This window comes from Kribbella endophytica (assembly GCF_054781295.1).
This window is the reverse complement of record NZ_BAAGUR010000004.1, coordinates 124,278-149,334: the sequence shown is the minus strand read 5'-3', so window position 1 is coordinate 149,334 and position 25,057 is coordinate 124,278. Positions and strand designations below refer to the sequence as shown.

Genomic DNA, 25,057 nt, shown 5'->3' with positions numbered 1-25,057 from the left:
GCCATGACAAAGTTTTGGCTATGACCGACATGGAGTACCGCCAGCTGGGTGACTCCGGCCTGACCGTGAGTGTGGTCGGACTGGGCTGCAACAACTTCGGCGGACGGATCGCCGCCGACCAGGCCGAGACGGTGGTGAACGCGGCGGTCGACGCCGGGATCACGCTGTTCGACACCGCCGACGTGTACCGCGGCGAGCTCGGGTTCAGCGAGCAGATCCTCGGCGCCGCGCTCGGGTCGCGCCGCGACGAGGTGGTGATCGCCACGAAGTTCGGCGGTGACATGAAGGGCGAGAACGGGCCCGACTGGGGCGTGCGCGGTTCGCGCCGCTACATCCGCAAGGCGGTCGAGGCGAGCCTGCGCCGGCTCGGCACGGACTGGATCGACCTGTACCAGCTGCACGTGCCGGACCTGGTCACGCCGATCGAGGAGACGCTGTCCGCGCTCACCGAACTGGTTGCCGAGGGCAAGGTTCGCTACATCGGCAGCTCGCAGTTCGCGGGCTGGCAGGTGGTCGACGCCGACTGGGCCGCGCGGACCGGCGGCACCGAGCACTTCATCAGCGCCCAGAACAAGTACTCGCTGCTCGACCGCGACGTCGAGGACGAGCTGGTTCCCGCCTGCGAGCACCTCGGGATCGGGATCCTGCCGTACTTCCCGCTCGAGTCCGGGCTGCTCACCGGCAAGTACAAGCGCGGCGCCGACGCCCCCGACGGCACCCGCCTGGCCAAGATGCCCGAGCGGCTGGCCCGCGCCGACTTCGACAAGATCGAGGCGCTGGAGACCTTCGCGGCCGAGCGTGACCTGACGCTGCTCGACGTCGCGATCGGCGGCCTGGCCGCGCAGCCAGCCGTCGCCTCGGTGATCGCCGGCGCGACCCGGCCGGAGCAGATCGCGCAGAACGTCGCGGCCGGCCTGTGGGAGCCGACCCTCGACGACCTGGCTGTCCTGGACGAGCTGACGTGACCCTGATTCTCCTCCCGCCCTCGGAGGGTAAGACCGGTCGCGCTCGCGGCCGGTCGGTCGATCTCGAGTCGCTGTCGTTCCCCGAGCTCAACCCGACGCGGGAGGCCGTGCTCGACACGTTGGCGAAGGTGTCGGCGAGCAGCGACGCGTTCGGCGTACTGGGTGTCGGTCCGTCGCTCGCGCACGAGGTCGAGCGGAACATCCACTGGCGGTCCGAGCCCGCGGTGCCGGCGTCGGAGCTGTACTCCGGCGTCCTGTACGACGCACTCGGCTACGCGACGTTGTCGCCAGGGTCGAAGCGCCGGGCGAACAGCCGGCTCCTCGTCGTCTCGGGCGCGTGGGGCGCGCTGCGGATGAGCGACCGCGTTCCGCCGTACCGGCTGTCGATGAGTACGACGCTGCCCGGGCTCGGCCCGCTCGCCTCGGTCTGGCGTGATCCGCTGCGCGCGAGTCTCGACGCGGCCGTCGGCAAGAGCGTGATCGTGGACTGCCGCTCGTCGACGTACGCCGCTGCCTGGCGCCCGGCCGACGAGCTGGCGGCCAAGTGGGTCGCGGTGTCGGTGGTGCGCGAGCGGGCCGGCGTCCGCTCGGTCGTGTCGCACATGGCGAAGCACACCCGCGGCCTGGTCGCGCGGTACCTGCTGGAGTCCGGCAAGGATCCTGGTACGCCGAAGGCGCTGCAGAAGCTGATCGGTGAGCAGTGGAACGCGGAACTGGACCGGACCGGTTCCGGCTGGACGCTGACGGTCGTCGAGCACGACTGATTCACCGACGCTTCACCGACAGGTGGTTTCCCGCGCGCAGGACCCGGGGAAGGCTTGAGGCAGCTCGTCAGGGGGGATCCGCCCAACCCTCGGAGGACCTGACCGATGCGACGTAAGACCATCTTCGCCACCGCGGTAGCCACCACCTGGATCGTCGGGGCCGGAACCGCCCTGGCCTACCCGCCCGACCCGCCGCCGGCCAGTACGGCGCAGACGCAGCTCAACTCGCTGACCGTGAAGACCGAAGGCTCGACCTCGGGTTACAGCCGGGATCTGTTCCCGCACTGGATCACCGTCTCCGGCACCTGCGACACCCGCGACGAGGTCCTCAAGCGCGACGGCACCGGAGTGACCGTCGACGCCCAGTGCGAACCGACCGCCGGCCGCTGGTACAGCGTGTACGACGCGACGTACGTCGAGGACGACTCCGCGATCGACATCGACCACATCGTCCCGCTCGCCGAGGCGTGGAAGTCGGGCGCGAACGGCTGGACGACGGCCAAGCGCCAGCAGTTCGCCAACGACCGGAGCATCGCGCAACTGATCGCGGTCTCGGCGTCGAGCAACCGCTCGAAGGGCGACCGGGACCCGTCGGAGTGGAAGCCGACCAACGCCTCCGTCCACTGCATCTACGCCCGCGAGTGGATCTGGGTGAAGTACACGTACGGCCTGTCCCTGCAGTCGGCCGAGAAGACCGCCCTCCAGGGCATGCTCGCCGCCTGCTAGGAGTCCGGGTCGAGTAGTTGGCGGCGTTGGGCGTGGATCCCGGCCTGGAAGCGGGTCCGGGCGCCCAGCGTCTCCATCAGTTCGGCGACGCGGCGGCCGACCGTGCGGCTGCTCAGCGCGAGTTGACGGGCGATCGCGTCGTCCTTGAAGCCGGCGGCGAGCAGCGTCATCAGGCGTGCGTCGAGCGGGTCGCGGATGGCGGGAGCCATCGGGGCGGCCTGGTCCCACAGGAGCCTGAACATCTCGATCAGCGCGTCGAGCAGCGCACACGGGTGGACGACGAGCGCGCTGTCGACCAGTGAGTCCACCGACAACGGCAGCAGCGCGGCGGTGGAGTCGAAGATCGCCAGCTTCATCGGCACCTGCGGGTGCACCCGAGAGCTCTCCCCGGCGTCCGCCGCGCTGTACGCCTCGTCGACCCCGCCGATCTCCAGCGAGTCGGGGGAGTAGATGCCCCGCACGCTCACACCCGCACTCAGCAGCCCGCGGACCGTGTTGTCGGACTGCTCGACGCCCGACGCGTACGGCGGCCGGTCGAGCACGAGCAGCTGGTCCTTGGTCTGCTTCAGCAGCTGCGCGAACCGCGCCGCGATCGCTTCCTGCCCGACGATCACCTCGACCAGGTTGTCCGGCCGGTGCTGCTCCTGCGCGCGCAGCTCCGACAACAGCTCGCGCGCCTCGGCCCGGACGCGGTCCAGCTCAGCACGCCGTACGGCGACCAGCGCGTCGACCGCGACGTCCGGCCGGGTCGGCAGCAGCCGCGGCGGCTCGTCGGACGTCCGCGTGAGCAGGCCCAGCTCCTCGAGCCGGTCCACGGTGGCGCGCAGGTCGTCGGGGGAGCGGCCGACGCGGTGGGCAAGGTCGCTCAGGCAGCAGCCGGGCAGGGCCAGGATCGCCCGGTAGGCGGCTTCGTCCTCGGCGGAAACTCCGACGGACTCGAGCATGTGACCTCCTGACCAGTAGTGGACATGTCCGGCATCCGACACGCTATCTCGTGGCATGGACCACTCTGGATTCGATACCACAGGGGAGTGCCACGTCTCCGCTCCGTTTCCCTGGTCGTCGCTGTGCTCGCAACTGGTCTCCCCTGGACCGCGGGTGCGGCGACTGTTCCCCCGGCCGGCGCCGTCCCGCCGGCCGTGGCGGAACCTTCCTCGACGGTCACGCTGATCACCGGCGACACAGTGGTGGTCGATGGGTCCGACGTCCGGATCGAACCGAAAGTTCAGGGCACGGCGTTCTCCGTACGCCGTGACGCCGGCCACGTCACGGTGATCCCGTCGACGGTGACCGACCTGGTCCCGTCGGTGCTCGACCCGGCGTTGTTCGACGTCACCGGCCTGGTCGAGATGCAGTACGACGACGCGCACCGCGCCGATCTCCCGGTGATCACGCAGGGCGCGGGCATCGGTCTGAGGTCGGCCCATCAGTTGACCAGCATCGGTGCAGTGGCAGGAACTGTCGCCAAGGACAGCGCACCAACTCTTCGTCGTGGGGCCGGCAAGATCTGGCTCGACCGCAAGGTCGCGGCGACCTCGGTGGCCTCACCCTCTACCTCAACTTCAGCCCCGGATCCGTACCTCGAGCAAGTCCAAGCACCGGCCGCCTGGGCTCGCGGCCTCGACGGCCGTGGCGTGAAGGTCGCCGTCCTCGACACCGGCGTCGACTCCGGTCACCCCGCGCTCACCGGCAAGGTCGCCGCCGCGCAGGACTTCACCGCGAGCGCGAGCACGGAGGACGACAACGGCCACGGCACGCACGTCGCCTCACTCGTCGTCGGCAACGGCGCAGGCTCCGACGGCGCTCGCCAGGGCATCGCCCCGGCCGCCGAGCTGATCTCCGGCAAGGTGCTCAGCGCCGACGGTTTCGGCCAGGAGTCGTGGGTGATCGCGGGCATGGAATGGGCCGCGGCTCAAGGCGCCGATCTGGTCAACCTCAGCCTCAGCTCGACCCCTGGTGACGGCGACGACCTGGTCTCGACGGCGCTCGATCGGCTGACCGCGTCGTACGGCACGTTGTTCGTCGCGGCCGCGGGCAACCGCGGCAACTTCGGCGCCACGCCGTACACGATCGGCAGTCCCGGCATCGCCGCCTCGGCGCTGACCGTGGGTGCCGTCGACGCGGCCGGTCGGCAGGCGAACTTCTCCAGCGAGGGCCCGACCAAGGGCACGTACCGGCTCAAGCCCGACCTGGCCGCACCCGGCGTCGACGTCCCCGGCGCGAAGGCCGGCGCTCGCGACGGCGACCTGTACGTCGCGATGTCGGGGACCTCCCAGGCGACGCCGCTCGTCACCGGCGCGGCCGCGCTGCTGCTGCAGGAGAACCCGTCGAAGACCTGGCAGCAGCTCAAGACCGCCGTCGTCGCCTCGACCGCTCCCGCCGGTGTCGGCTGGACGCTCGGCAACGGGCAGCTCGACCTCGCCCACCAGTCCTCGCTCTCCACGGATCTCGCGTCACTGGACTTCGCCTACCTGCGCCACCCGGACAAGCAACTGCGCAGCCAGGTCGTCACCGTCACCAACGCCGGTACGACGCCCGTCACCCTCCCGATCGGCGACGTCGAGCGCACGCCGACCGGGGTCACCGCACCGGCTGACGCCGTCACCGCCGAGCCGTCGACGCTGACCGTTCCCGCCGGCGGCACCGCCTCGACCCGCATCACCGTCGACCCGGCCCTGCTCCCCGACGACCGCTGGGAAGGCACCGTCTCCCTCGGCGACCTCCGCCTCGCGATCGGCCTGTACGACGAACCGCCCCGCTACGACCTCACCGTCAAGGTCCTCGACCGCACCGGCACCCCGTACGCCGGCGGCAAGGTCACCGCCTTCGACTACGCCACCGGCAACTCCAACAACCTCACCCTCGACGCCCAGGGCACAGCCAAAGCCCGCCTCGCCCCCGGCCGCTGGAGCCTCCTGTCGGCGGTCACCACGGGCAATACCTTCTCTCTAGCAGGTACCTCCGAGCTGGCCATCACCGCTGACACCTCCTACGTCATCGACGCTCGAAAAGCTCAAGTCCACCGCGCACCAACCATCGAAGGACAAGCCACACGCCTGGCCGAGTCGGCCATCAGCGTCTCCCGGCACTCCGACAGTCGTGGCGTCAGCGACTTCTGGTTCTTCACCCCCGAGCAGATCGCCGCCGGCACCATCTTCATCCAGCCGACGACGAAGCTCACCGGCAGCGGCTCCTTCGAAGCCTCCAACCGCTGGCGCCTCGAACCCACCACCAAGCCCCGCCCGACCGACCCAGCGGCGTACGAACTGCTCCTGGTCAACGACCACTTCCCCCTCGCCTCGAAGCTGTCCCGTCAGGACGTCGCCCGCATGGCCCGCGTCGACAACACCTTCGGCACGATCAACGGCGTCGGCCAGCAAGTCGTCACCAGAGCCTGGGCGACCAAGGAGTCCCGCGTCGGCTGGGTCAACCGCCGTACGGTCCAAGTCCCCTCACACCAGGTCGAACTCCTCACCGCCGACCCCGGCGCCCTCTGGAACCAGTGCCTGACCGCAGCCACCGGCACCGACCTCTGCGACCGCGAGAACCTCGCGTTCCCGAGCAGCGCGCGAGTCGACCGAAGCTTCGGCCTGACCCTGCACCCGACGATGTTCGTCGCCTCGCACTCCCAGACGTCGATGTTCGTCGACGTCGGCCTGGGCGACGCCTTCCACCGCAGCAAGCCGCCCGCGTCGGCGTACAAGGAACGCCGGATCGCGCTCTCGCGCAACGACACCCCGGTCGGCGAGGCCGCCGCCGGATCGGCGTACTTCCCCGTGCCGCGCGAGTCGGCCCGCTTCCGCCTCGAGCAGAGCTGGACCCTCGACCCCACGATCTACCCGACCGCGGGCCAGGCGTCGACGATCTGGAACTACATCTCCGCGGCTCCCGATCCGACCAAGGCGACCGGCGTACCGCCCGCTCTTCTGGAGATCGGGTACGACGCGAGCGTCGACGGCTTCGGTCGAGCTCCGGCGTGGAGGCCGCTCACGATCGACCTGCTCGTCGGCCACCTCACCGGCTCGACAGCCTCCCGGGTCACCGGCGCGAAGCTCTGGTACTCGACCGACAACGGCCGGCGCTGGACGCAGGCGCTCGTCGTACCGGTCGCCGGGAAGTACACGGCACTCGTCCCGCCGTGGGCCGTCCTGCCCGGGAAAACGTTGTCGCTTCGAGCTGTTGCGACCGACGCGGCCGGTGGCAGCATCGACCAGACCGTGCTGAACGCGATCCCGGTCACCTGACTGCCGGGCGCGGGGGACCGGGCAGGGGACGCCCGGTCAAGCCTCAACCCCGCGCCCGGCTCCTTACCTGGCAGGTAGAGCCTTACGCCGCAGGTACTGGCGCCAGATCGTCCGCTGCAGCACGAGCGTCACGACCCCGGCCGCCGTCATCCCCGCCAGGTTGATCCCGAGCTGCGCCGCGGCGCCACCGATCTGCCCCGGCGCCCACAAAGCCGTCGACAACGCTAGATCGCCGGCGGCCGGAACAGTTGTCACCGAGATGAACACCCCGACCAACGCGTTCGACCGACCAGCGGTCTGCGACAGCACCCCGGCACATCCAGCCAGTACGGCGACAACCGCCGACCAGCGGTCCGGCCGCCAGATGAACCCGGTCAGCGGTCGCGCCGCTTCGACGTCGGCGGCGTCGATCCATCCGGCCGCGCGGGCGAGCAACGCCATCAGCATCGTCAGCACGATCGCGAGCACGAACCCCTGCGCCAGCATCCGCAGCGAGCCGAGCGCGAGGTTGCCGCGGCCCAGCGCGAGCCCGACCGCCAAGGCGGCGACGACTCCGAACTCGGGTCCGACCACCATCGCGCCGACGACCAGGATGGAGGAATCGGTGACGACGGCAACGGCCGCGATCATCGTGGCCAGCGTGAGGAACGCGTAGTACGCCCACGAGCCCGACGCCTCGTTGTAGGCCTGGTCGACGACCGCGTCCCAGATCACCGCGTCGTCCGGCGCACCCGGTGCCGCCTTCTCGGTGTCGCGCGCGTTGTGCGACGGTGTCGCCCCGACCTCGGTGACGGCGACCGAGCCGTCGTCGTACAGTCCTTGCTTCTTCAACCAGGTCAGGACGTCCGAGGTCGCCTCCCGCGTCACGTCGCACTCGACCACGTCACCGGCCGGCCGCTTCGCGGCGCCGGGCAGCGTCACGATGCTGGTCACGCGCGGATCCGCGACGAGCGTGTCCAGGACGCGCGTGGTGCGATCCGGTGGGACGATGAGACGAAGATGCATCACCGGACCATCATGGCCTGTTCGGGGTTTGACCTCTTCAGGACAGGTCGAAGGTCTGTCGCGGTGCACCACGGCTGTGGTCGACTGCAGTCCAGCGATCCAGGGAGGCAGGATGAGCGAGAGCACCAGCGCGGCAACGACCGAGGCCGCGCCGGACCGTCCGGAACTGAAGCGGGTGATGGGGCCCGGACTGCTGCTGCTGTTCGTGGTCGGCGACATCCTCGGCACCGGTGTGTACGCGCTGACCGGCAAGGTCGCGGGCGAGGTGGGTGGCGCGGTCTGGCTGCCGTTCCTGTGCGCGTTCATCGTCGCGATGCTGACGGCAACGAGTTACCTCGAGCTGGTGACCAAGTACCCGAAGGCCGGTGGTGCGGCGGTCTACACGCACAAGGCGTTCGGCATCCACTTCCTCACCTTCCTGCTCACCTTCGCGGTGATGTGCTCGGGTCTGACCTCGGCGTCGAGCGCGTCGAAGGCGTTCGCGGCGAACTTCTTCTCCGCGGTCAAGCTCGACCCGGACCGTGGGTCGCTGCTGATGATCACCGCGCTGGCGTTCATGGCGTTGATTGCCCTGGTCAACCTTCGCGGCGTCGGCGAGAGCGTCAAGGCGAACGTCGTACTGACCTTGATCGAGCTGACCGGTCTGCTGATCGTGATCGGCGTCGGCGTGTGGGCGATCGCCGGTGGTGACGGCGACACGTCGCGGCTGACCGAGTTCCACACTCCCGAGGGCGACAACGCGTTCGGCGCGGTGACGGCGGCGACCGCGCTGGCGTTCTTCGCGATGGTCGGCTTCGAGGACTCGGTGAACATGGCCGAGGAGACCAAGGACCCGGTCAAGATCTTCCCCAAGATCATGCTGATCGGCCTGTCGGTGACCGGCGTGATCTACATTCTGGTCGCGATCTCCGCGGTCACGCTGGTCTCGCCGGAGGACCTGAACAAGGGCTCGACCCCGCTGCTGAAGGTGATCGAGGCCGGCGCGCCGAACTTCCCGTTGCAGCTGTTCGCCTGGATCACGATGTTCGCGGTCGCCAACTCGGCGCTGATCAACATGCTGATGGCCAGCCGCCTGCTGTACGGGATGTCGCACGAGAAGGTCCTGCCCGGACCGCTCGGCCGCGTGCTGCACAAGCGCCGTACGCCGTGGGTGGCGATCCTGTTCACCTCGCTGCTCGCGTTCTTCCTGATCGGGTACGCCGACCTGACCGCCCTCGGCGGGACGACGGCGCTCCTGCTGCTGTGCGTGTTCGCGGTCGTCAACGTCGCCGTGCTCGTGCTGCGGCGGGACCCGGTGGAGCACAAGCACTTCAAGGCGCCGACCGCGCTGCCGATCCTCGGTGTGGTCCTGTGCCTCTACCTGGCCAGCCCGCTGTCGGGCCGGGCCAGCGGCGACTACAAGATCGCCGGCTGGCTGATGGTCGTCGGTGTCGGCCTGTGGGCGCTGACCTGGCTGCTGAACAAGTACGTCTTCCACCGCAAGGCGGACTTCGACCCCAGCCACATCGACCCCAGCGGCCCCGTCAACTGACCCACCCCCAGACCACCAGGCATGCCAAGTCTTTCAAGTAGTCCCCACCGAAGCCCCGTCCTCTTCTCCAGAGGCGGGGCTTCGGTCTGAGGTCAGTGAGTTCAGTTCGGCAGATGCGTAGCCCGCACCCGGGCCTCGGCCCGCATCGACCGCAACGGCACCAGAGCAGCCAGCAGAACGGTGCCCAGAGCAACAACCCCGAGCCCCACCGCGATCCACCCCAGCGACGGATACCCGGCCCCCGCGTCGATCGCCCGTCCACCCAGCCACGGCCCGACAGTGATCCCCACGTTGAACGCCGAGAAGTTCACCGCCGTCGCCAGCGTCGGCGCCTTCTCCGCCAGGCTGAACACCCGAGCATTGAGCGCCGGATTCACCGCGAACCCGAATCCACCCAGCAGGAACACCGCAACGATCGCCACCACCGGCTGATCGGCCCGCAGCGCGAGCACCGCCGACATCGCCACCACGCCGGTGATCCCGACCAGCAGCGTCCGGAACGGCGTCGCGTCAGCGGTCCGGCCGCCGAGCGTGATCCCGATCAGCGAGCCCACGCCGTACAGGGCAAGGACGCCGGGAATCGCCCCGGCTGGCAGCCCGGTGTCGTCGGTGAGCAGGGGAGCGAGGTAGCTGAACACGACCAGGATCGCGGCCGTGACCAGCGCGGTCGTCGCGTACGACAGCCACAGCCGCGGGTTGGCCATCGCGCGGAACTCGGTGTCGAGGCGCGGCGTGCTGTCCGGCTCGGGGCGCCCGGCAGGAATGGTCCGTACAACGCCGATCATGGCCAGCGACGACATCAGTGCGACGGCCCAGAACGCCGCGCGCCAGCCGAGGTGCTGACCGATCACCGTGCCGGCCGGGAGACCGATGATGGTCGCGATGGTGAGTCCGCCGGTGACCACGCTCATCGCTTTCGCGCGGCTGCCGGACGGCACCAGGCCGACCGCGGCGACGGCGGCGACCGCCCAGAACCCGGCGTACACGAACGCTCCGACGATGCGGGTCGCGAGCAGGACGCCGTAGTTCGGGGTGAGGGCGCCGGCGACGTGGGCGAGCGCGAAGATCGCGAGGAAGACCAGCAGCGTCGTACGGCGTGGCCAGCGCAGGGTGACCACGGCGAGCACCGGGGCGCCGACGAGCATGCCGACGGCGAAGGCCGAGATCAGCAGGCCGGCCTGGGGGATCGAGACCTCGAGGTCGGTGGCCATCTCGGGCAGCAGGCCCGCGAGCATCAGCTCCGACGTGCCCTGGGCGAAGATCGCCAACCCGATGATGTAGACGGCCAACGGCACAGCAAGTCCTCCTCCTGGACGTTCGGGCGGACGGGCCCGGCGAACGGTCGGGGGACAGCACACAGCGGTGCGGTTGACTTCAGGCCCCCACCCAATCGCACACAGCGACCTACGAGTTGCACATAGTTACACAGAATCGGCTTCCGTCGCGCCCTGCAGTCCGCGATGTGGCGAACGTAACGCTTACGTCGTGTTTGGGATCCTCTCGTCCGGCATGGACAGTTCTTGTCCGGTGCCCCGGCAGAAACGCGGTTCCGGCAGGTGGGGTTTGGCCGGATCGGGCATGGTTGGTGCATGAGTTACCCGAGCCCAGCGCGCCGGCCGAAGCCGGCGGTGGACGCCACCCGGATCGGCGGCGGGATCAAGCTGCTCATCGCGCTCGTCGGCCTGATGTGGGTCAGCGAGATCGTCGACACCGCGCTGAACGGCGCACTGGACCGCTACGGCATCGTCGCCCGCGACCCCGAGGGTCTGATCGGCATCGTGACGGCGCCGTTCCTGCATCTCGGTTTCGGCCACCTGATCTCGAACACGCTGCCGCTGATCACCTTGGGCGCGCTGATCGCGATCTCCGGCGCGATCCGGCTGCTGTCGGTCACCGCGATCGTGACGGTGATCGGCGGGATCGGGACGTGGCTGATCTCGCCGCCGAACACGGTGACGATCGGCGCGAGCGGCGTGGTCTTCGGGTACGCCGCGTACCTGATCGCCCGGGGCATCTTCAACCGGCGGATCGGTCAGGTGCTGATCGGCGTGGTCGTCGTACTCGTGTGGGGGAGTGCGCTGCTGGGTGGCCTGCTGCCGCAGGACGGCATCTCGTGGCAGGGTCACCTGTTCGGCGCTGTGGCCGGCGTACTGGCGGCCTGGTTCCTCACCGACGACCGGCGTCAGGTCAGCTGAGCGTCCCGAGGTCGGTGTTGGCGCCACAGACGACAACGACAACGCGTTCGTCGGCTGCAGGCTTGTAGGCGCCTGAGGTCAGCGCTGCGTACGCCGTCGCCGCGCCGTGCTCGGTCGCCAGGCGGTACTCGCGCCAGAGCTCCTGCCTTGCCGCGATGATCGCGGACTCATCGACGAGGACCGACTCGATGTTCTGCTGCGTCGCGACCTCGTAGGCGATCTCACCGATGCGTCGGGCACCGAGCGAGTCCGCGGCGACTCCACCGACCTGTACGTCGACCGGCCCGCCCGCATCGAGGGCCCGCGAGAGCGTCGGCGCCAGCTCCGGCTCGACCGCGACGACCTGCGCCCGATCACCGATTGCCGTCGCGATCCCCGCGATCAGCCCGCCGCCACCCACGGCCACGAACACCGTGTCGAACCCGTCGATCTGCTCGAGCAGCTCCAGCCCGAGCGTCCCCTGCCCGGCGACCACCTCCGGCTGGTCGTAGGCGTGCGCGAACAACGCCCCCGACTCCTCGGCGGCGACAACGGCCGCCGCGTAGGCCTCGGCGTACTCCGATCCGACGTGCACGACGTCCGCGTCGAGCGTCTTCAGCCGTGCAACCTTTGCGGCGGGAGCGCTCTCCGGCACGAAGATCCGCGCCGGCACACCCAACTCCCGCGCGGCGTAAGCGACCGCGAGCCCGGCGTTGCCGCCCGAGGCCGTGACCGCGCCGACGCCGGTCAGCGACCCGTCCTCCTTCGCCGCGAGCAGCCGGTTGAACATGCCGCGCGGCTTGAACGACCCGACGTGTTGCAGCAACTCCAGCTTGAACGTCACCGTCTCCGACACCCGCAGCACCGGCGTACGCCGTACTCGACCGTCGATCCGGACCGCTGCCTGCTCGACCTGCTCACGCGTCACTGTCACGCCTCCACCTAACCACGCACGCCGACAGGGCTGTTGCCGCCCGCACCGATGGGTAAGACTGCGGATGACTGCAAGGAGGCACGATGGGTGCGTACGACGAGAGCTACCGCCGCAGCCTGACGGATCCGGAAGGGTTCTGGCTGGAGGCGGCCGAGGCGATCAGCTGGACCCGACCGCCGACCCGCGCGCTCGACGACTCGGCCGCACCGATCTACCGCTGGTTCCCCGACGGGGAGCTCAACACGGCGTACAACGCTCTCGACCGGCACGTCGAAGCCGGTCACGGTGAACGCACCGCGCTGGTCTACGACTCCCCGGTCACCGACTCGAAACGCACCTACACGTACGCCGAACTGCGCGACGAGGTCGCGACCTTCGCCGGCGCGCTGCGGTCGCTCGGGGTCGGCAAGGGCGACCGGGTGATCGTGTACCTGCCGATGATCCCCGAGGCTGTCATCACGATGCTCGCCTGCGCGCGGCTCGGCGCGGTCCACTCGGTCGTGTTCGGCGGTTTCGCGCCGCGCGAGCTGGCGGCCCGGATCGACGACGCGACGCCGAAGGTGATCGTCGCCGCGTCCTGCGGGATCGAACCGAACCGGGTCGTCGAGTACCTGCCGATCATCTCCGAGGCGCTCGCGCTGTCGGCCCATCAGCCGGAGCGGACAGTCGTCGTCCAGCGCGAGATCGCGCCCGGGAAACTCGGAGAGCGCGATCTCGACTGGAACGTGCTGGTCGCGGACGCCGAGCCGGCCGATCCAGTGCCGGTCGCCGCGACCGATCCGCTCTACGTGCTCTACACCTCCGGTACGACGGGCAAGCCCAAGGGCGTCGTCCGGGACAACGGCGGGCACGCGGTCGCGCTGGCCTGGTCGATGAGCGCCGTGTACGACATCGGGCCGGGCGACGTCTGGTGGACCGCCTCGGACGTCGGCTGGGTGGTCGGCCACTCGTTCATCGTCTACGCGCCGCTGCTGGTCGGCGCGACCACGATCCTGTACGAGGGCAAGCCGGTCGGTACGCCGGACGCCGGCGCGTTCTGGCGGGTCATCTCACAGCACCACGCGAAGGCTCTCTTCACGGCACCGACCGCGCTCCGGGCGATCAAGAAGGTCGACCCGAACGGCGAGGAGCTGACCCGGTACGACCTTCGCGGCAGCTTCCGCGCGCTCTATCTGGCCGGCGAGCGGCTCGATCCGGAGACCTACCACTGGGCGCACGACCAGCTCGGCGTACCGGTCGTCGACCACTGGTGGCAGACCGAGACGGGCTGGCCGATCGTCGCGAACCCGCGCGGCCTCGAAGCGATGCCGGCCAAGCCGGGCTCGGCGACCGTGCCGCTGCCGGGGTGGGACGTGCGGATCCTCGACGCCGACGGCTCGCGGCTGCCGGCCGGTGAGGAGGGCTCGATCGCGATCAAGCTGCCGCTGCCGCCGGGTGCGTTGCCGACGCTGTGGGGCGACGACGATCGCTACATCGACAACTACCTGAGCACGTTCGACGGGTTCTACCTCACCGGCGATTCGGGCTACATCGACGCCGACGGGTACGTGTTCGTGATGGGCCGGACCGACGACGTCATCAACGTCGCCGGTCATCGCCTGTCGACGGGCAGCATGGAGGCCGTCCTCGCTGCGCATCCGGCGGTCGCCGAGTGCGCGGTCATCGGGGTGTACGACGCGGTGAAGGGTCAGCTCCCGCGCGGGTTGGTCGTGCTCAAGTCCGGTGCGGAGATCACCGAGGAGGTGCTGCGCGAGGAGCTCGTGGCCGCCGTACGGCGTGAGATCGGTCCGGTGGCGGCCTTCCGTGACGTGTCGATCGTCGAGGCGCTGCCGAAGACCCGCTCGGGCAAGATCCTGCGCAAGACGATGCGCAACATCGCCGACGGGCGACCGGACGCGATCCCGTCGACGATCGAGGACGCCACGGTGATCGAGGCGCTGCGCCCGATTCTCAGAACGCCGTGAGCGGCTCGGCCTTGTACGCCTGACGCAGCAGGTCGAGGAACTCCGACGCCTCGGAGAACTCGACCGAACCGATCCTGCTGACCGAGATCCCCGGGGACCAGGAGTTCATGACCACGGCACCGGTGAACGGAGGCGAGCCCACCCCGGTGGCCGACGGTGCGCTGTCGACGCCGCGTCCCGGCGCTTTGCCCCGAAGGGTGTCGAGGGTGAGCTCCGCGGTCCGCTGCGGCACCTCCAAGTGCCGGCGGACGATCGCCATCGTCGTCCCCGTCAGGATCTCGGCCTGAGGCCACACGACGTGGGTGCCGTCCCAGAACGCGAGGTTCCAGATCGTGCCCTCGGTCAGGTGACCTTGCCGATCGACGAAGGCGGCGTCGTCGTACCCCGCCGCGATCGCCTGCCGCAGCGCATACGTCTTCGCAGGCTCGCCGACGTGCTTCAGCCGCGGCAGGAAGCGCTCGTGCTCGAACGTCGTCAACGCCAACGGACCATCGGGACCCGATGACGGCGGACCGGTACGGACAAGCAGTTCCAGCTTCGCGCTCGCCGCGGTGAACTCACCTTTGGGGGAGAAGACCGTGGCCATCAGCGACGCGTCCTCCGGCCCGGCCGCAACCGCCGTACGCAGCTGATCGCGGACGAGATCGTCAGGGAGCGCGTTCCCGTACAGCTCCAGCGACGCTGTGCGGAGCCGGTCGAGGTGGAGGTCGAGGCCGCGGGCCCGTCGGCCGCGGACCTGCATGGCGGTGAAGTGGGCGTACCCGGCGAAGGCGAGCGGCGCGAGATCGTCGGCCGGTCGGCCGTTACGGTGGACGACGTACGAAGTCATACCGCGACGCTAAACGTTGACACTGGTTGCAAGGTCAAGGGAGGAACGCCAGGTGCTGATCGGCGAGCTCGCGCAACGCACCGGTGTGAACCCGCGCCTGCTCCGGTACTACGAGGCGCAGGGCCTGCTCACCGCGGAGCGCGGCGGCAACGGCTATCGCCGGTACGCCGACGACTCCGAACTGACCGTCCGCAAGATCCGCATCTTGCTCGACGCCGGCCTGACCACCGAGGTGATCAAGCACGTCCTGCCCTGCGCCCGCGAGATCCGCGACAACGAGACCGTCTTCGACTGGTGTCAGAGCCTGCGCGATCTCCTCGACCACGAGCTCGCCACTCTCGACGGCCGGCTCGACAGCATGCAGCGCACCCGCGACACCCTGGCCGCCTATCTGGGCCAGTCCTCTTGACCCTCACGTGACGTGAGGCCGCATAGTCGCTGCATGGACGAACACCTCACGGTGGGACGCGTGGCCGAGCTGGCGGGCGTGAGTGTCCGCACGCTGCACCATTACGACGAGATCGGCCTCGTCCGGCCGTCCGCGCGGACCGCGGCCGGCTACCGGGCCTACTCGGCGAGCGACGTCGAGCGGCTGCGCGAGGTGCTCGTCTACCGGCGGCTGGGCATCGGGCTGCGCGAGATCGCGGACCTGGTGAACGACCCGGCCATGGACACGGTCGCTCACCTCGAGCGGCTGCACGGCCTGCTGCTGGAGCAGCGGGACCGGGCGGCGGCGCTGGTGACGGCGATCGACACCGAGCTGAAGGAGCGGGCGATGGGGATCAAGGCGACACCGGAGGCGCAGCTCAAGGTCTTCGGGGCGCAGCTGTACGAGGCGATCGGGTCCGCGTACCCGGCGACCCGGCGTACTGATCCTCGGATCGCCGCGACGATCTGGGACGCGCTCGGAGACGCTCGGACGGTGCTGAACGTCGGGGCCGGCTCGGGCTCGTACGAGCCGACGGACCGGGACGTGACCGCGGTCGAGCCTTCCGCGGTCATGCGGGCGCAGCGGCCTGCGGGTGCGGCGCCCTGCGTGGATGCGAGTGCAGAGAGGCTGCCGTTCGAGGACCAGTCGTTCGACGCCGCGATGGCTGTCAGCACGCTGCATCACTGGCACGACCCGATCGCCGGGTTGCGGGAGATGCGGCGGGTGGCTCGGCGGGTGGTGGTGTTCACGCACGACGCGAGTGACCCCGGGTGGCGGCATCGGTTCTGGCTCACGCGCGACTACCTGCCGGAGATCGCGGCTCTGACCGCCGGGCGGCCCTCGGTGGATCAGCTGACGAGCGCGATCGGCGCGCGGATGGAGCCGGTGCTGATCCCGTGGGACTGCGCCGACGGCTTCTTCGAGGCGTACTGGCGTCGGCCCGAGGCCTACTTGGACGAGCGGGTACGCCGGGCGGTGTCGGTCTGGACGCGCGTCGGACCGGATGCCGAGCAGCGGACGGTCAGCAGCCTGCGTGCTGACCTGTCGTCGGGCCGGTGGGCTGAGCGCAACAGCGAACTGGTCGCCCTCGACGCAGCGGAGCTCGGGCTGCGGCTGCTCGTGGCCTAGAGCGAGGCGAGGAAGTCGGTGACCAGCGGGCTCGCCGTACGGCGGAACTCGTGGAAGTACGCGTGCCTCGCCCCCGGGAGCAGCTCCGCTCGGGCGTTCGGGATGCGGTCGGCGAGGACCTGCGCGTTGGCCGCGGGACTGAAGATGTCGTCGGTCCCGTGCAGGATCAGTGTCGGCGCCTGGATCGTGTCGAGGCCGTCCCAGGCGTCGTGGTTGTTGCTGGCGACCAGGTGCCGGCCTTTGGCGTACGCCGGCATGGTCGGGTCACCGAGGACCGGGTACGGCCCTGGGTTCTGGGCGACCCACTCCGGGGTGTACATCAGGTCGATCAGCACCGCGTCCCGCTCCGCCTGATCCCGGACCGAGAGCGCTCTCCGGATCTCCTGGCTCCGCTCGAACCCGTGGGACCGCCCTGGCGACGTACAGCCCAGAACCAGCCCATGCACCCGGTCCGGGTGCATGATCGCGAGCCACTGCGCGACCCGCCCGCCCATCGACGTCCCGTACACGTCGACCTGATCCAGTCCGAGAGCGTCCAGTACGGCGACAGTGTCCTCCGCGAAACCCGGCGTGCTGTAGACCGCGTCCGGCTTGTCGCTCTCGCCCGTACCGCGGTAGTCGAGCGTGATCGTCGTACGGGCGAAGTCGGCGCGGACCGGGTCCCACCAGTGATGGTTGTTGGACTGCCCGGCGAGCAGCAGCAGCGCCGGTCCGTTGCCCGAGGCGCCTTCCTGCACCTGGTACGCGATCCGGCACCCGTCGACAGCTTCCGCGAACATGGCAACAGTCTGCCTCGCTGGGGTGAAGGGTTAGGCTCGAGGTATGCGAGTCGTCATAGCGGGTGGACACGGACAGATCGCGTTGCGCTTGACCAAGCTCCTCGCCGGTGGCGGGCACCAGGTCGTCGGCCTGGTCCGCAACCCGGCGCACGAGGCGGACGTCGCCGCGGCCGGCGGTGAGATCGCGCTGCTGGATCTCGAGCAGGCCGACGTGGACGCCGTCGCGAAGGTGCTGAGCGGCGCGGACGTCGCGATCTTCGCGGCCGGCGCCGGAGCGGGCAGCGGGAACGCGCGCAAGGACACCGTCGACCGCGGTGCGGCCGCGCTGTTCGCCGAGGCCTCCGAGCGGGCCGGCGTACGGCGGCACGTGCAGGTCAGCTCGATGGGCGCGGACAAGTTCGCCGAGATGGACCCCGACGAAGGTTTCACGATCTACCTGAAGGCCAAGGCAGCCGCCGAGGACGACCTGCGGGCGCGCGATCTCGACTGGACCGTCCTGCGTCCCGGTCACCTCACCGACGACCCCGGGACGGATCGCGTGCAGCTCGCGGACCACACCGGGTACGGCGAGGTCACCCGCGACGACGTGGCCGCCGTACTGGCCGGCCTCTGCGAGACCCCGGCCTCGATCGGCCGGACCCTCGAGCTGATCGCCGGCGAGACCTCCGTCGCCGACGCGCTGCACCAGCTCTGAACCCGTCGCCGGCGGTACCCCCGCCGCCGGCGCACCTCTGACGTTGCCGTTGGCAACAGATTGCGACTGTCCCGATGGGCGACGACACCCTCCGGCAGATCCACTTCGAGCGGACCGCCACCGGCAAGTACCTCGTGCACAACCAGCGCGGCGGTACGCTGGCGGTCGGCTCGAGCGGCCCGGACGACACCGACTTCTCCCCGGTCGAGCTGCTCCTCGCCGCAATCGGCGCCTGCTCGGCGTCCGACGTCGACTACGTCACCGGCCGGCGCGCCGAGCCGAGCGAGTTCCGCGCGGTGGTCAGCGGCGACAAGATCCGCGACCCCGAGGAGGGCAACCGCCTCGAGAACCTCAAGGTCGAGTTCACCATCACCTTCCCCGACGGCGAAGACGGCGACAAGGCCCGCGTCGCACTCCCACGCGCGGTCAAGATGTCCCACGACCGCCTCTGCACAGTCAGCCGCACAGTCGAGCTAGGCACCCCGATCGCCGTCGACCTGAACAACGGAGAACTGACGATCACCCCAGATGCTCGTCCAGCTGATCCATCGTCCGACTGAACGCACTCTCCAGATCCACGTCGTACGCGTCGGCCAGCACGAGCACCGACCACAGGCAGTCGGCCAGTTCGTGCGCGAACGCCTCGTCCAGGTCGTCGCGAGGGCGCACCCCCTCCTTGCCCTGGACGAGCTTCGCGAGATCCCCGACGTCGCCGAGGAACCCGAGCATCAGCTCCTCCCGGGTCCACTCCCGCCCGTAGCGCGCGGTCTCCATCGCGGCGTACTTGGTCCGCACCTCACGGGCGCGCGTCACCAGCTCCGAGAACTCCATCCACGGACGCTACCGCCGAGGAGTGCCTGCGGAGCCTGCCCGCCGATGGCCGCCGCTACGCGAGGAGGCGTTCCCGGTCAGCGGTGCATCGTGTGGCGTTGCAAGTGCCAGCCCGCCGTGCGAGTAGCTCGAAGGACCTCTGCGACTGTTCGGACCTTGCGTGGCGTCATCCACGACTGCGACGGCTTGTGGAGCGCCCAGCCTGATCCGAGTGTCACCGCGGCGTGTTGCACTGCGCGATCGGCTCCTCGCCACACCAGCAGGGTCCCCGGTACGCCGTCCCGCCCGCCGTGCGTAGTGGACTCATCCAGCCAGTGATCGAACGGCTCGCGCTGCATCCACTCCGACTCGGCGCCCTCGATCCCGGCCGCGGCCATCACCGTGCCGAAGCAGTTCGGCCCGCTGCCCTCCGGGAACGTCCCCGCCAACTCGCGAGCCCGGGGGAGCAGCGCCTCGGCCCCACGCCACACGCCCACCGGCACCTCGCGATGCCGGCTGACCCCGATGTCCTCGCTCACCAACCGCGGCAGCACGTCGACCGGATGACGCAGCAACGACTTCCACCACACGAACCGATGGCCGTCCGCCTGCTCCCGGATCTCGTCCCCGAGCACTCCACGCCACGCCCGTACCGTCGGCACAGCCCCGCGCTCGTGCACAACCTGTGCCCGGACCAACCCCGCCCGCACCTTCTTCGGGTACGCCGAGAACGCGCTCTCCGACAACCACGAGCACCGCAGCCGCCCGTCCACGGCGTACGAAAGGTACGTGTCGCGCAACTGCCGATCCGGCTCCTCGTCCGACAGTGGCAGCTCCCACTCGGCGGCCTGCCGCGCCGTCACGTAGAACGGCTGACGCTCCGGCGCCAGCCAGTCCACCCAGCGCTGGAGCAGCTCGTCGGAGAGCGCGATCCCGGCGACGTCGGTCACGACAGCTCCGGCGGACTCATCGGCCCGCGGTACGGCTGGGTCTCGGTGTAGACCAGGTTCGTCGTCGTCGACCCGAACTCGGTGAGCTCGTTCACCAGCTGCTCCAGATGCGCCATCGACCCGGCCGTGACCTTCAGCAGGTAGCAGTCGTCACCCGTGGTCCGCAGGCACTCCAGGATCTCGCTCCGCTCCTTCAGCAGCTGGTGCAGCGGCGCGTGCTTGTTGCCGGGGTACTTCAGCCGGATCACCGCCAGTACGGCGTACCCGGTCTTCGGCAGATCGATCCTCGCGCCGTACCCGCTGATCACACCGGTCGTCTCGAGCCGCTTCACCCGCTCGGTCGTCGCCGAGGCACTGAGATTCACCCGCCGGCCCAGCTCGGTCAGCGGCATCCTGCCGTCCCGCTGCAGCTCTCCGAGGATGGCCCAGTCGGTCGCATCGAGATCCACGGTCATCGCGCCAACATACCGGGGGATCCACGGCCGGGCAGCCGGTTTTCCGGGAGGAATCCGTTCAGAAGCACCCCTTGCCCTGGATAGCCTGGTGGGCATGCAACTCGGTGTGAACGTCCCCAACTTCGGCCCCGGCGCGACCCCGGACCGGCTGCTCGCCTGGGCCCGGACCGTCGAAGGGCTCGGCTACGACCTGCTCCTGACGTCCGACCACGTCGCGATCACCTCGGACGTCGCCGAGCAGTACCCGGCGCCGTTCTACGAGCCGTTCACCCTGCTGTCTTGGCTCGCAGGCCAGACCGGCTCGATCAAGCTCGGCACCACCGTGCTGATCGCGCCGTACCGGCATCCGCTCCTGGTCGCGCGGATGGCCGCAAACCTGCACCAGCTCAGCGGCGGCCGGTTCGTGCTCGGCGTCGGCGTCGGCTGGGCGGCCCAGGAGTTCGAGGCCCTCGGCCTCGACTACCGCCGCCGCGGGCGGGAGACCGACGAGCTGCTCGACGCGCTCACCACCGCTTGGCAGGACACCGACGACTACGGCAGCAACGACATCCCGGTCTGGGTCGGCGGTACGACGGACGCCGGCCTGCGCCGCTCGATCCGGTACGGCGCCTCGTGGCACCCGCTGCGCCAGACGATGGGCTGGTACCGCGACGGCGCTGCCAGATTGCGTACGACGGCCGACGAGCTCGGCAAGCCCGACCCCGGCTTCGCGCCGCGGATCGTGCTGAACCTGACCGGCACCCCGCGGCCCGACGAGACGCGGCTGGCCGGTGAGGGCTCGATCGACCAGATCCTCGGCGATCTCGACGAGCTGCGGCTGCTCGGCGCGCACACCGTCGTACTGGACCCTTTCGTCGGCGATCCTGCCGAGACCGAACACCCCGAGATCGCCTGGCAGGCCCTGGCGACCGTGCAGGCAGGAATGGAGAAACAGTGACCCCCGACGAACTGCTCCGGCGCGCGATCGCGCTCTCTGCGGCCGCGATCGAGAGCGGCAACCCGCCGTTCGGATCGTTGCTGGCCGATGCTGACGGCAACGTCCTGGCCGAGGACCACAACACCTCGGTCACCGACAACGACATCACCGCCCACCCCGAGCTGAAGCTCGCGCTCTGGGCGTCGCGGAACCTGACGCCGGAGGCCGCGGCGAGCACGACGATGTACACGAGCTGCCAGCCGTGCGGGATGTGCGGCGGCGCGCTCGAACGCTCCGGGCTCGGTCGCGTCGTCTACGCGATGACCGGCGCGCAGGTGAACGCGCTGAAGCCGGGCGGCGGGTTCCTGCCGGTGCCGGCCGAGGGTCCGGCGCTGCCGGACGAGGCGAGCGCGGTTGCGGCGGCGTACTACAAGAGCTGAACGCGGAAGGTGGGGCCCAGCACGAAGCTGAGCCCCACCAAAGGTCCCTCAGATCACTTGGTGGGCCCGAGGCAGAGCGTGTAGCCGTTCGAGCCGCGCTTCTCGGTGTAGGTCACCGTCGCGTCCTGGTACAGGTCGCAGGTGCTGGAGACCGACGAGCTGACCCGGCCGAGCACCTCGTACTCGGCCTCGGCCGAGCTGCAGTCGACGACCTTCACGTCCGGGTCGCTGGCCGTGCCCGCGTTCTGCACGCAGTCGCCGACCTTCGCCTCGGACGACGTCGTGGTGGTCAGGTTGCCGATCACGATCGCGGCGATCACCAGGATCGGCAGCAGCAGCCCGAGGATCTCCGGCCGCTTGAACAGCGGCTTGCCCGGGTTCATCGGCCGGCCCGGAGCGCCCGGCATCGGCTCGGGCAGCGCCTGGAACTTCTTCGACGGGCCGATGTTCGACAGCATCGTGAACGGGTTGATGATCGCCGACCCGATGCCCCACCAGCCCTGCCACATGCTCTTCGCGGTCATGTCGCGCACGCTCGCGGTGCCGCAGGTCTTGCAGAACGGGCCTTCGAGCTTGAGGAAGCGCATCAGGATGATGAGCCCCATGTGCCCCCGCACGGTCGCCTGCACGGCCGGGACCGATCCGCAGAAGCGGCACTGCAGCCCACCCACCGGCGGCATGTTCGGCTGGAACTGCGGCTGCCCCTGGTCGAACTGCTGCCCCTGGTCGAACTGCTGGCCCTGGTCGAAGTGCTGGCCCTGCGGCGGCTGCCCGTACGGCGCCTGGTGCGGCGGCGGGCCCTGGTACTCGTGCGGCTGCCCGGTGAACTGACCCGGCATCGGCTGGCCCGGCGGGACCGTGCCCGGCTGGGGCTGGCCCGGCTGACCGGCGTAGTTCGGGAACTGCTCCTGCGGCGGGGGACCGTAGCCACCGGGCTGACCGGCGTACGGGTTCTGGGGCGGTTGCGGGGGAGTCGTGGTCACGAATACATCCTGTTGCTCGCTCGGGACAGTTCTGGGACAGATGGACCTTACTCACCACTGACGGTCAACACCGCCCCCGCGGTTCCATCAGTTACGAAACCTTTTCCCCAGCTCCACCACCGGTCACCGCCCAGCTCCGAACCGTGTCCGCTCAGCCGTCGTACCGACTCACCAGCTCCGCGCCCAGCCGCGCCAGCTCCGCCTGCACCGACTCAGGCTCCAGCACCTCGATCGATCCACCCCAGCCGGCCAGGTGCTGCGCGATCATCAACGGCGTCGGCGCGGTGATTCGCGTCCGCACCCACCCGTCCTCAGGGGCGCCGAGCACCTCGCAGTGCCGCCCGAGCCGGTCCTGCATCACCCACAGGTGCCGCTCCTGGACCAGTACGGTCGCCGCGAGCAGCGACCGGTTGAGCTCCATCTCCTCGACCACCTTCGCCCACGCCGCCGACAGGTCGAAGTCGTCCGGCCGCTCCGCGGGCTCCTCGGTGACCGTTGCCTCCAGCACCCGATCGACGCGGAACGTCCGCTGCCCCTTGTCCGTCCCGGCGATCAGGTACCAGACGTCGTCCTTGTCGATCAGCCCCAGCGGCGACACCAGCCGCTCCGACGGCGCAGCACCCCTGCGTCCGCCGTACACGAGTCGCACCTTCAGCCGCCGTACGACGGCATGCTGCAGATCGTTGACCAGCACCGGCCGGGCCTTGTCGTTCTCGCCCCACCCGGCCGGATCGATCACCACCGCCTCGGCGGCTGCCTCCGCGTCGCCGCGGAAGGTCTCCGGGAGAGCGCGCACCAGCTTCCGCAGCGCGGCCTTCGCATCGGGCGCGATCGCGGCCGCCGGCCCGACCAGCAGGAACAACGCCTGCGCCTCGGTCGCGGTCAGCCCACTCAGGTCCGTGCGCGATCCGCCCAGCAGCGACCAGCCGCCGTTGCGGCCGCGCTCCGGGTAGACCGGGATCCCCGCGGTCGAGAGCGCTTCCAGATCGCGGCGTGCGGTCGCCACGGAGATCTCCAGCTCCGAAGCCAGCTCGGCAGCCGTCACCCGGCCCCGGGCCTGCATCAGCAACAGGGTCGCCACCAGTCGATCAGCGCGCATACCTGCCAGTGTCGCAGGCTAAGTGCTCAACGGGTGAGCACTTTCATTTGGCAGGCAGCACCCGGACGTCGACCGCCGGCAGATGCTTCCACCAGTGGTCGTAGCGCCGGTAGACCCGCGGATCGCGCTCTCCCACCATCGCGAACATGTCCCGCGCCTCACCCTTCAGCGCCTTCCACACTCCCGCCGGCAGCTTCCGGAACGCCGTCGCCTCGATCCCGTCCTCGACCGGCCGCCACACCCCGGCGACGTACCCGTCGACGAGCAGCGTCGGCAGCAGGTCGCCGTTGGTCCGCGTGATCACCTGCTTGTACTCCGCCGGCACGACCCGCGCGCGGTCGTCGTACGCGAGCAGCACGCTGTCCCACATCGCCATCAGCCGCGGCGGCACCGGCAGGTCCTCGTCGGGCCGCGCTCCACCCGGTACGTCGTACAAGACCTGGCCGTCCGGCCCTTCGAGCTCCTCCAGGTCGAGTGCCGCGACGGCCGCCTTCACCCGGCCGCGCGAGATCTTGACGAACTGCGCGATGTCGGGCATCGACGCCGGCCCGAAGCCCTCCAGGTACCGCCGGGTGAACACCTCGAGCCCACGCTCCGGATCAACCGGTACGCCGGGCGCCGCGATGAACGCCGGCCGATGCCCGAACGACCACGGCCCACCGGTCGGCGCGTGCAGCAGCGGCGCGACCGCCCGCATCGCCCACCACAACTCCGTCGCGCCCATGCCGAGCCGCTTGTCCAGCCACGCCTCGAAGTCCTGGCCGCTGCGAGGCTCCGACGCGTACTCCGCCAGCTCGACCGCGAGCGCGTGCGCCTCGGCGCTGGTCAGCCCGCCGGCCTTGAACGCCGCCTCGAACCGGGTCCCGGCCATCATCGGCATGATCGCGGCCCGGAAGTCGAGGTGCTCGTCGGTGTGCACGGCGTGCAGCGTGCCGCGCATCAGCGTCGCCTTCACCACGATCCCGGCCGCGAACGCCGCGTCCAGCTCGTGCGGGTCGAAGCCGACGACGCGGTTGAACAGGCCGACGTACGGCGACGCCGGGTGCTGCGCCTGGACCGCCACCATCCGCCGTACGGCGTCGGCCACCGCGATCGGCTCCCGCTCCACCAGCATCTGCCGCACCATGGACGCCCTGTTCAACGCCCGCGCCGTCATCCTCATCCGCAGATTCCACCACGAGCGCCGGGCCGTGAGGAGTGTCGCGGCTTGACCCTGACGCGACGTCAGGCTGAACCG

At 70.0% G+C, this 25,057-nt stretch carries 25 protein-coding genes; 13 read left to right on the top strand and 12 right to left on the bottom strand.

Annotated features, from left to right (window positions below):
• Window positions 1-20 precede the first annotated feature (20 nt).
• The 3 genes from ACYVIO_RS32585 (at window position 21) to ACYVIO_RS32575 (ending at window position 2,455) form a co-directional block, all read left to right on the top strand.
• Complete coding sequence (locus ACYVIO_RS32585; protein ID WP_460654776.1) at window positions 21-965, top strand: aldo/keto reductase; 945 nt, start codon at window positions 21-23, stop codon at window positions 963-965.
• Window positions 962-1,729: a YaaA family protein gene (locus tag ACYVIO_RS32580; RefSeq protein ID WP_460654775.1), complete on the top strand. Its 768-nt coding sequence runs from the start codon at window positions 962-964 to the stop codon at window positions 1,727-1,729. Before ACYVIO_RS32585 ends, ACYVIO_RS32580 begins: the two co-directional genes overlap by 4 nt.
• Before the next feature lie 105 nt (window positions 1,730-1,834).
• Complete coding sequence (locus tag ACYVIO_RS32575) at window positions 1,835-2,455, top strand: HNH endonuclease family protein (RefSeq protein WP_460654774.1); 621 nt, start codon at window positions 1,835-1,837, stop codon at window positions 2,453-2,455.
• Here ACYVIO_RS32575 and ACYVIO_RS32570 read toward each other — a convergent pair.
• The gene (locus ACYVIO_RS32570) at window positions 2,452-3,399 is read right to left on the bottom strand and encodes a transcriptional regulator TrmB (RefSeq protein ID WP_460654773.1); all 948 of its coding nucleotides are present in this window, start codon (window positions 3,397-3,399) and stop codon (window positions 2,452-2,454) included. The two genes, ACYVIO_RS32575 and ACYVIO_RS32570, sit on opposite strands and share 4 nt — an antisense overlap.
• 87 nt (window positions 3,400-3,486) lie before the next feature.
• Here ACYVIO_RS32570 and ACYVIO_RS32565 point away from each other — a divergent pair, with 87 nt between their 5' ends.
• The gene (locus ACYVIO_RS32565) at window positions 3,487-6,699 is read left to right on the top strand and encodes a S8 family serine peptidase (RefSeq protein WP_460654772.1); all 3,213 of its coding nucleotides are present in this window, start codon (window positions 3,487-3,489) and stop codon (window positions 6,697-6,699) included.
• Between the two features lie 63 nt (window positions 6,700-6,762).
• On the opposite strand, the gene ACYVIO_RS32560 is transcribed toward ACYVIO_RS32565, so the two are convergent.
• Complete coding sequence (locus ACYVIO_RS32560) at window positions 6,763-7,704, bottom strand: DUF389 domain-containing protein (RefSeq protein ID WP_460654771.1); 942 nt, start codon at window positions 7,702-7,704, stop codon at window positions 6,763-6,765.
• A gap of 112 nt (window positions 7,705-7,816) precedes the next feature.
• Here ACYVIO_RS32560 and ACYVIO_RS32555 point away from each other — a divergent pair, with 112 nt between their 5' ends.
• Window positions 7,817-9,235: an APC family permease gene (locus tag ACYVIO_RS32555; RefSeq protein ID WP_460654770.1), complete on the top strand. Its 1,419-nt coding sequence runs from the start codon at window positions 7,817-7,819 to the stop codon at window positions 9,233-9,235.
• Window positions 9,236-9,336: 101 nt separating this feature from the next.
• On the opposite strand, the gene ACYVIO_RS32550 is transcribed toward ACYVIO_RS32555, so the two are convergent.
• Window positions 9,337-10,530 carry a Cmx/CmrA family chloramphenicol efflux MFS transporter gene (locus ACYVIO_RS32550; protein WP_460654769.1) on the bottom strand — a complete coding sequence of 398 codons (1,194 nt, stop codon included), beginning with the start codon at window positions 10,528-10,530 and terminating at the stop codon, window positions 9,337-9,339.
• Between the two features lie 294 nt (window positions 10,531-10,824).
• On the opposite strand from ACYVIO_RS32550, the gene ACYVIO_RS32545 reads away from it, so the two are divergent.
• Entirely contained in the window at window positions 10,825-11,430 is a 606-nt protein-coding gene (locus ACYVIO_RS32545; protein WP_460654768.1) for a rhomboid family intramembrane serine protease, read from the top strand.
• Here the strand turns inward: ACYVIO_RS32545 and ACYVIO_RS32540 are convergent.
• On the bottom strand, window positions 11,423-12,343 hold the full coding sequence (locus ACYVIO_RS32540; RefSeq protein WP_460654767.1) for a threonine/serine dehydratase: 921 nt from the start codon (window positions 12,341-12,343) through the stop codon (window positions 11,423-11,425). The genes ACYVIO_RS32545 and ACYVIO_RS32540 overlap by 8 nt on opposite strands.
• Before the next feature lie 83 nt (window positions 12,344-12,426).
• Between ACYVIO_RS32540 and ACYVIO_RS32535 the strand changes: the two genes are divergently transcribed.
• Entirely contained in the window at window positions 12,427-14,307 is a 1,881-nt protein-coding gene (locus tag ACYVIO_RS32535; RefSeq protein WP_460654766.1) for a propionyl-CoA synthetase, read from the top strand.
• Here ACYVIO_RS32535 and ACYVIO_RS32530 read toward each other — a convergent pair.
• Window positions 14,294-15,136 carry an aminotransferase class IV family protein gene (locus ACYVIO_RS32530; RefSeq protein WP_460654765.1) on the bottom strand — a complete coding sequence of 281 codons (843 nt, stop codon included), beginning with the start codon at window positions 15,134-15,136 and terminating at the stop codon, window positions 14,294-14,296. The genes ACYVIO_RS32535 and ACYVIO_RS32530 overlap by 14 nt on opposite strands.
• A gap of 52 nt (window positions 15,137-15,188) precedes the next feature.
• On the opposite strand from ACYVIO_RS32530, the gene ACYVIO_RS32525 reads away from it, so the two are divergent.
• Together ACYVIO_RS32525 and ACYVIO_RS32520 are read left to right on the top strand one after the other, a co-directional pair.
• Window positions 15,189-15,545, top strand: coding sequence for a MerR family transcriptional regulator (locus ACYVIO_RS32525; RefSeq protein WP_460654764.1), 357 nt, complete (start codon window positions 15,189-15,191; stop codon window positions 15,543-15,545).
• A gap of 33 nt (window positions 15,546-15,578) precedes the next feature.
• A complete protein-coding gene (locus ACYVIO_RS32520) occupies window positions 15,579-16,694 on the top strand; it encodes a MerR family transcriptional regulator (protein WP_460654763.1) in 1,116 nt (371 codons plus the stop codon).
• On the opposite strand, the gene ACYVIO_RS32515 is transcribed toward ACYVIO_RS32520, so the two are convergent.
• On the bottom strand, window positions 16,691-17,473 hold the full coding sequence (locus ACYVIO_RS32515; RefSeq protein WP_460654762.1) for an alpha/beta fold hydrolase: 783 nt from the start codon (window positions 17,471-17,473) through the stop codon (window positions 16,691-16,693). The genes ACYVIO_RS32520 and ACYVIO_RS32515 overlap by 4 nt on opposite strands.
• A gap of 43 nt (window positions 17,474-17,516) precedes the next feature.
• Between ACYVIO_RS32515 and ACYVIO_RS32510 the strand changes: the two genes are divergently transcribed.
• Together ACYVIO_RS32510 and ACYVIO_RS32505 are read left to right on the top strand one after the other, a co-directional pair.
• Window positions 17,517-18,167: an SDR family oxidoreductase gene (locus tag ACYVIO_RS32510; protein ID WP_460654761.1), complete on the top strand. Its 651-nt coding sequence runs from the start codon at window positions 17,517-17,519 to the stop codon at window positions 18,165-18,167.
• Between the two features lie 74 nt (window positions 18,168-18,241).
• Complete coding sequence (locus ACYVIO_RS32505) at window positions 18,242-18,727, top strand: OsmC family protein (RefSeq protein ID WP_460654760.1); 486 nt, start codon at window positions 18,242-18,244, stop codon at window positions 18,725-18,727.
• On the opposite strand, the gene ACYVIO_RS32500 is transcribed toward ACYVIO_RS32505, so the two are convergent.
• The 3 genes from ACYVIO_RS32500 to ACYVIO_RS32490 form a co-directional block, all read right to left on the bottom strand.
• Complete coding sequence (locus tag ACYVIO_RS32500; protein ID WP_460654759.1) at window positions 18,687-18,998, bottom strand: MazG nucleotide pyrophosphohydrolase domain-containing protein; 312 nt, start codon at window positions 18,996-18,998, stop codon at window positions 18,687-18,689. The two genes, ACYVIO_RS32505 and ACYVIO_RS32500, sit on opposite strands and share 41 nt — an antisense overlap.
• Before the next feature lie 77 nt (window positions 18,999-19,075).
• Window positions 19,076-19,927, bottom strand: a complete 852-nt coding sequence (locus ACYVIO_RS32495) for a hypothetical protein (protein ID WP_460654758.1) — start codon at window positions 19,925-19,927, stop codon at window positions 19,076-19,078.
• Window positions 19,924-20,382 carry an Lrp/AsnC family transcriptional regulator gene (locus ACYVIO_RS32490; RefSeq protein WP_460654757.1) on the bottom strand — a complete coding sequence of 153 codons (459 nt, stop codon included), beginning with the start codon at window positions 20,380-20,382 and terminating at the stop codon, window positions 19,924-19,926. The genes ACYVIO_RS32495 and ACYVIO_RS32490 overlap by 4 nt, the downstream gene beginning before the upstream one ends.
• Window positions 20,383-20,476: 94 nt before the next feature.
• Between ACYVIO_RS32490 and ACYVIO_RS32485 the strand changes: the two genes are divergently transcribed.
• Together ACYVIO_RS32485 and ACYVIO_RS32480 are read left to right on the top strand one after the other, a co-directional pair.
• Entirely contained in the window at window positions 20,477-21,319 is an 843-nt protein-coding gene (locus ACYVIO_RS32485; protein ID WP_460654756.1) for an LLM class flavin-dependent oxidoreductase, read from the top strand.
• Complete coding sequence (locus tag ACYVIO_RS32480) at window positions 21,316-21,738, top strand: nucleoside deaminase (RefSeq protein WP_460654755.1); 423 nt, start codon at window positions 21,316-21,318, stop codon at window positions 21,736-21,738. The genes ACYVIO_RS32485 and ACYVIO_RS32480 overlap by 4 nt, the downstream gene beginning before the upstream one ends.
• Window positions 21,739-21,791: 53 nt before the next feature.
• Here the strand turns inward: ACYVIO_RS32480 and ACYVIO_RS32475 are convergent, their stop codons facing one another.
• From ACYVIO_RS32475 to ACYVIO_RS32465, 3 genes are all read right to left on the bottom strand, one after another.
• Window positions 21,792-22,721, bottom strand: coding sequence for an LppU/SCO3897 family protein (locus tag ACYVIO_RS32475; RefSeq protein ID WP_460654754.1), 930 nt, complete (start codon window positions 22,719-22,721; stop codon window positions 21,792-21,794).
• A gap of 151 nt (window positions 22,722-22,872) precedes the next feature.
• Window positions 22,873-23,820 (bottom strand): helix-turn-helix transcriptional regulator, encoded by a 948-nt coding sequence (locus tag ACYVIO_RS32470; protein ID WP_460654753.1) that lies wholly within the window; start codon window positions 23,818-23,820, stop codon window positions 22,873-22,875.
• Window positions 23,821-23,863: 43 nt separating this feature from the next.
• A complete protein-coding gene (locus ACYVIO_RS32465; RefSeq protein WP_460654752.1) occupies window positions 23,864-24,934 on the bottom strand; it encodes a winged helix DNA-binding domain-containing protein in 1,071 nt (356 codons plus the stop codon).
• Between the last annotated feature and the right edge of the window lie 123 nt (window positions 24,935-25,057).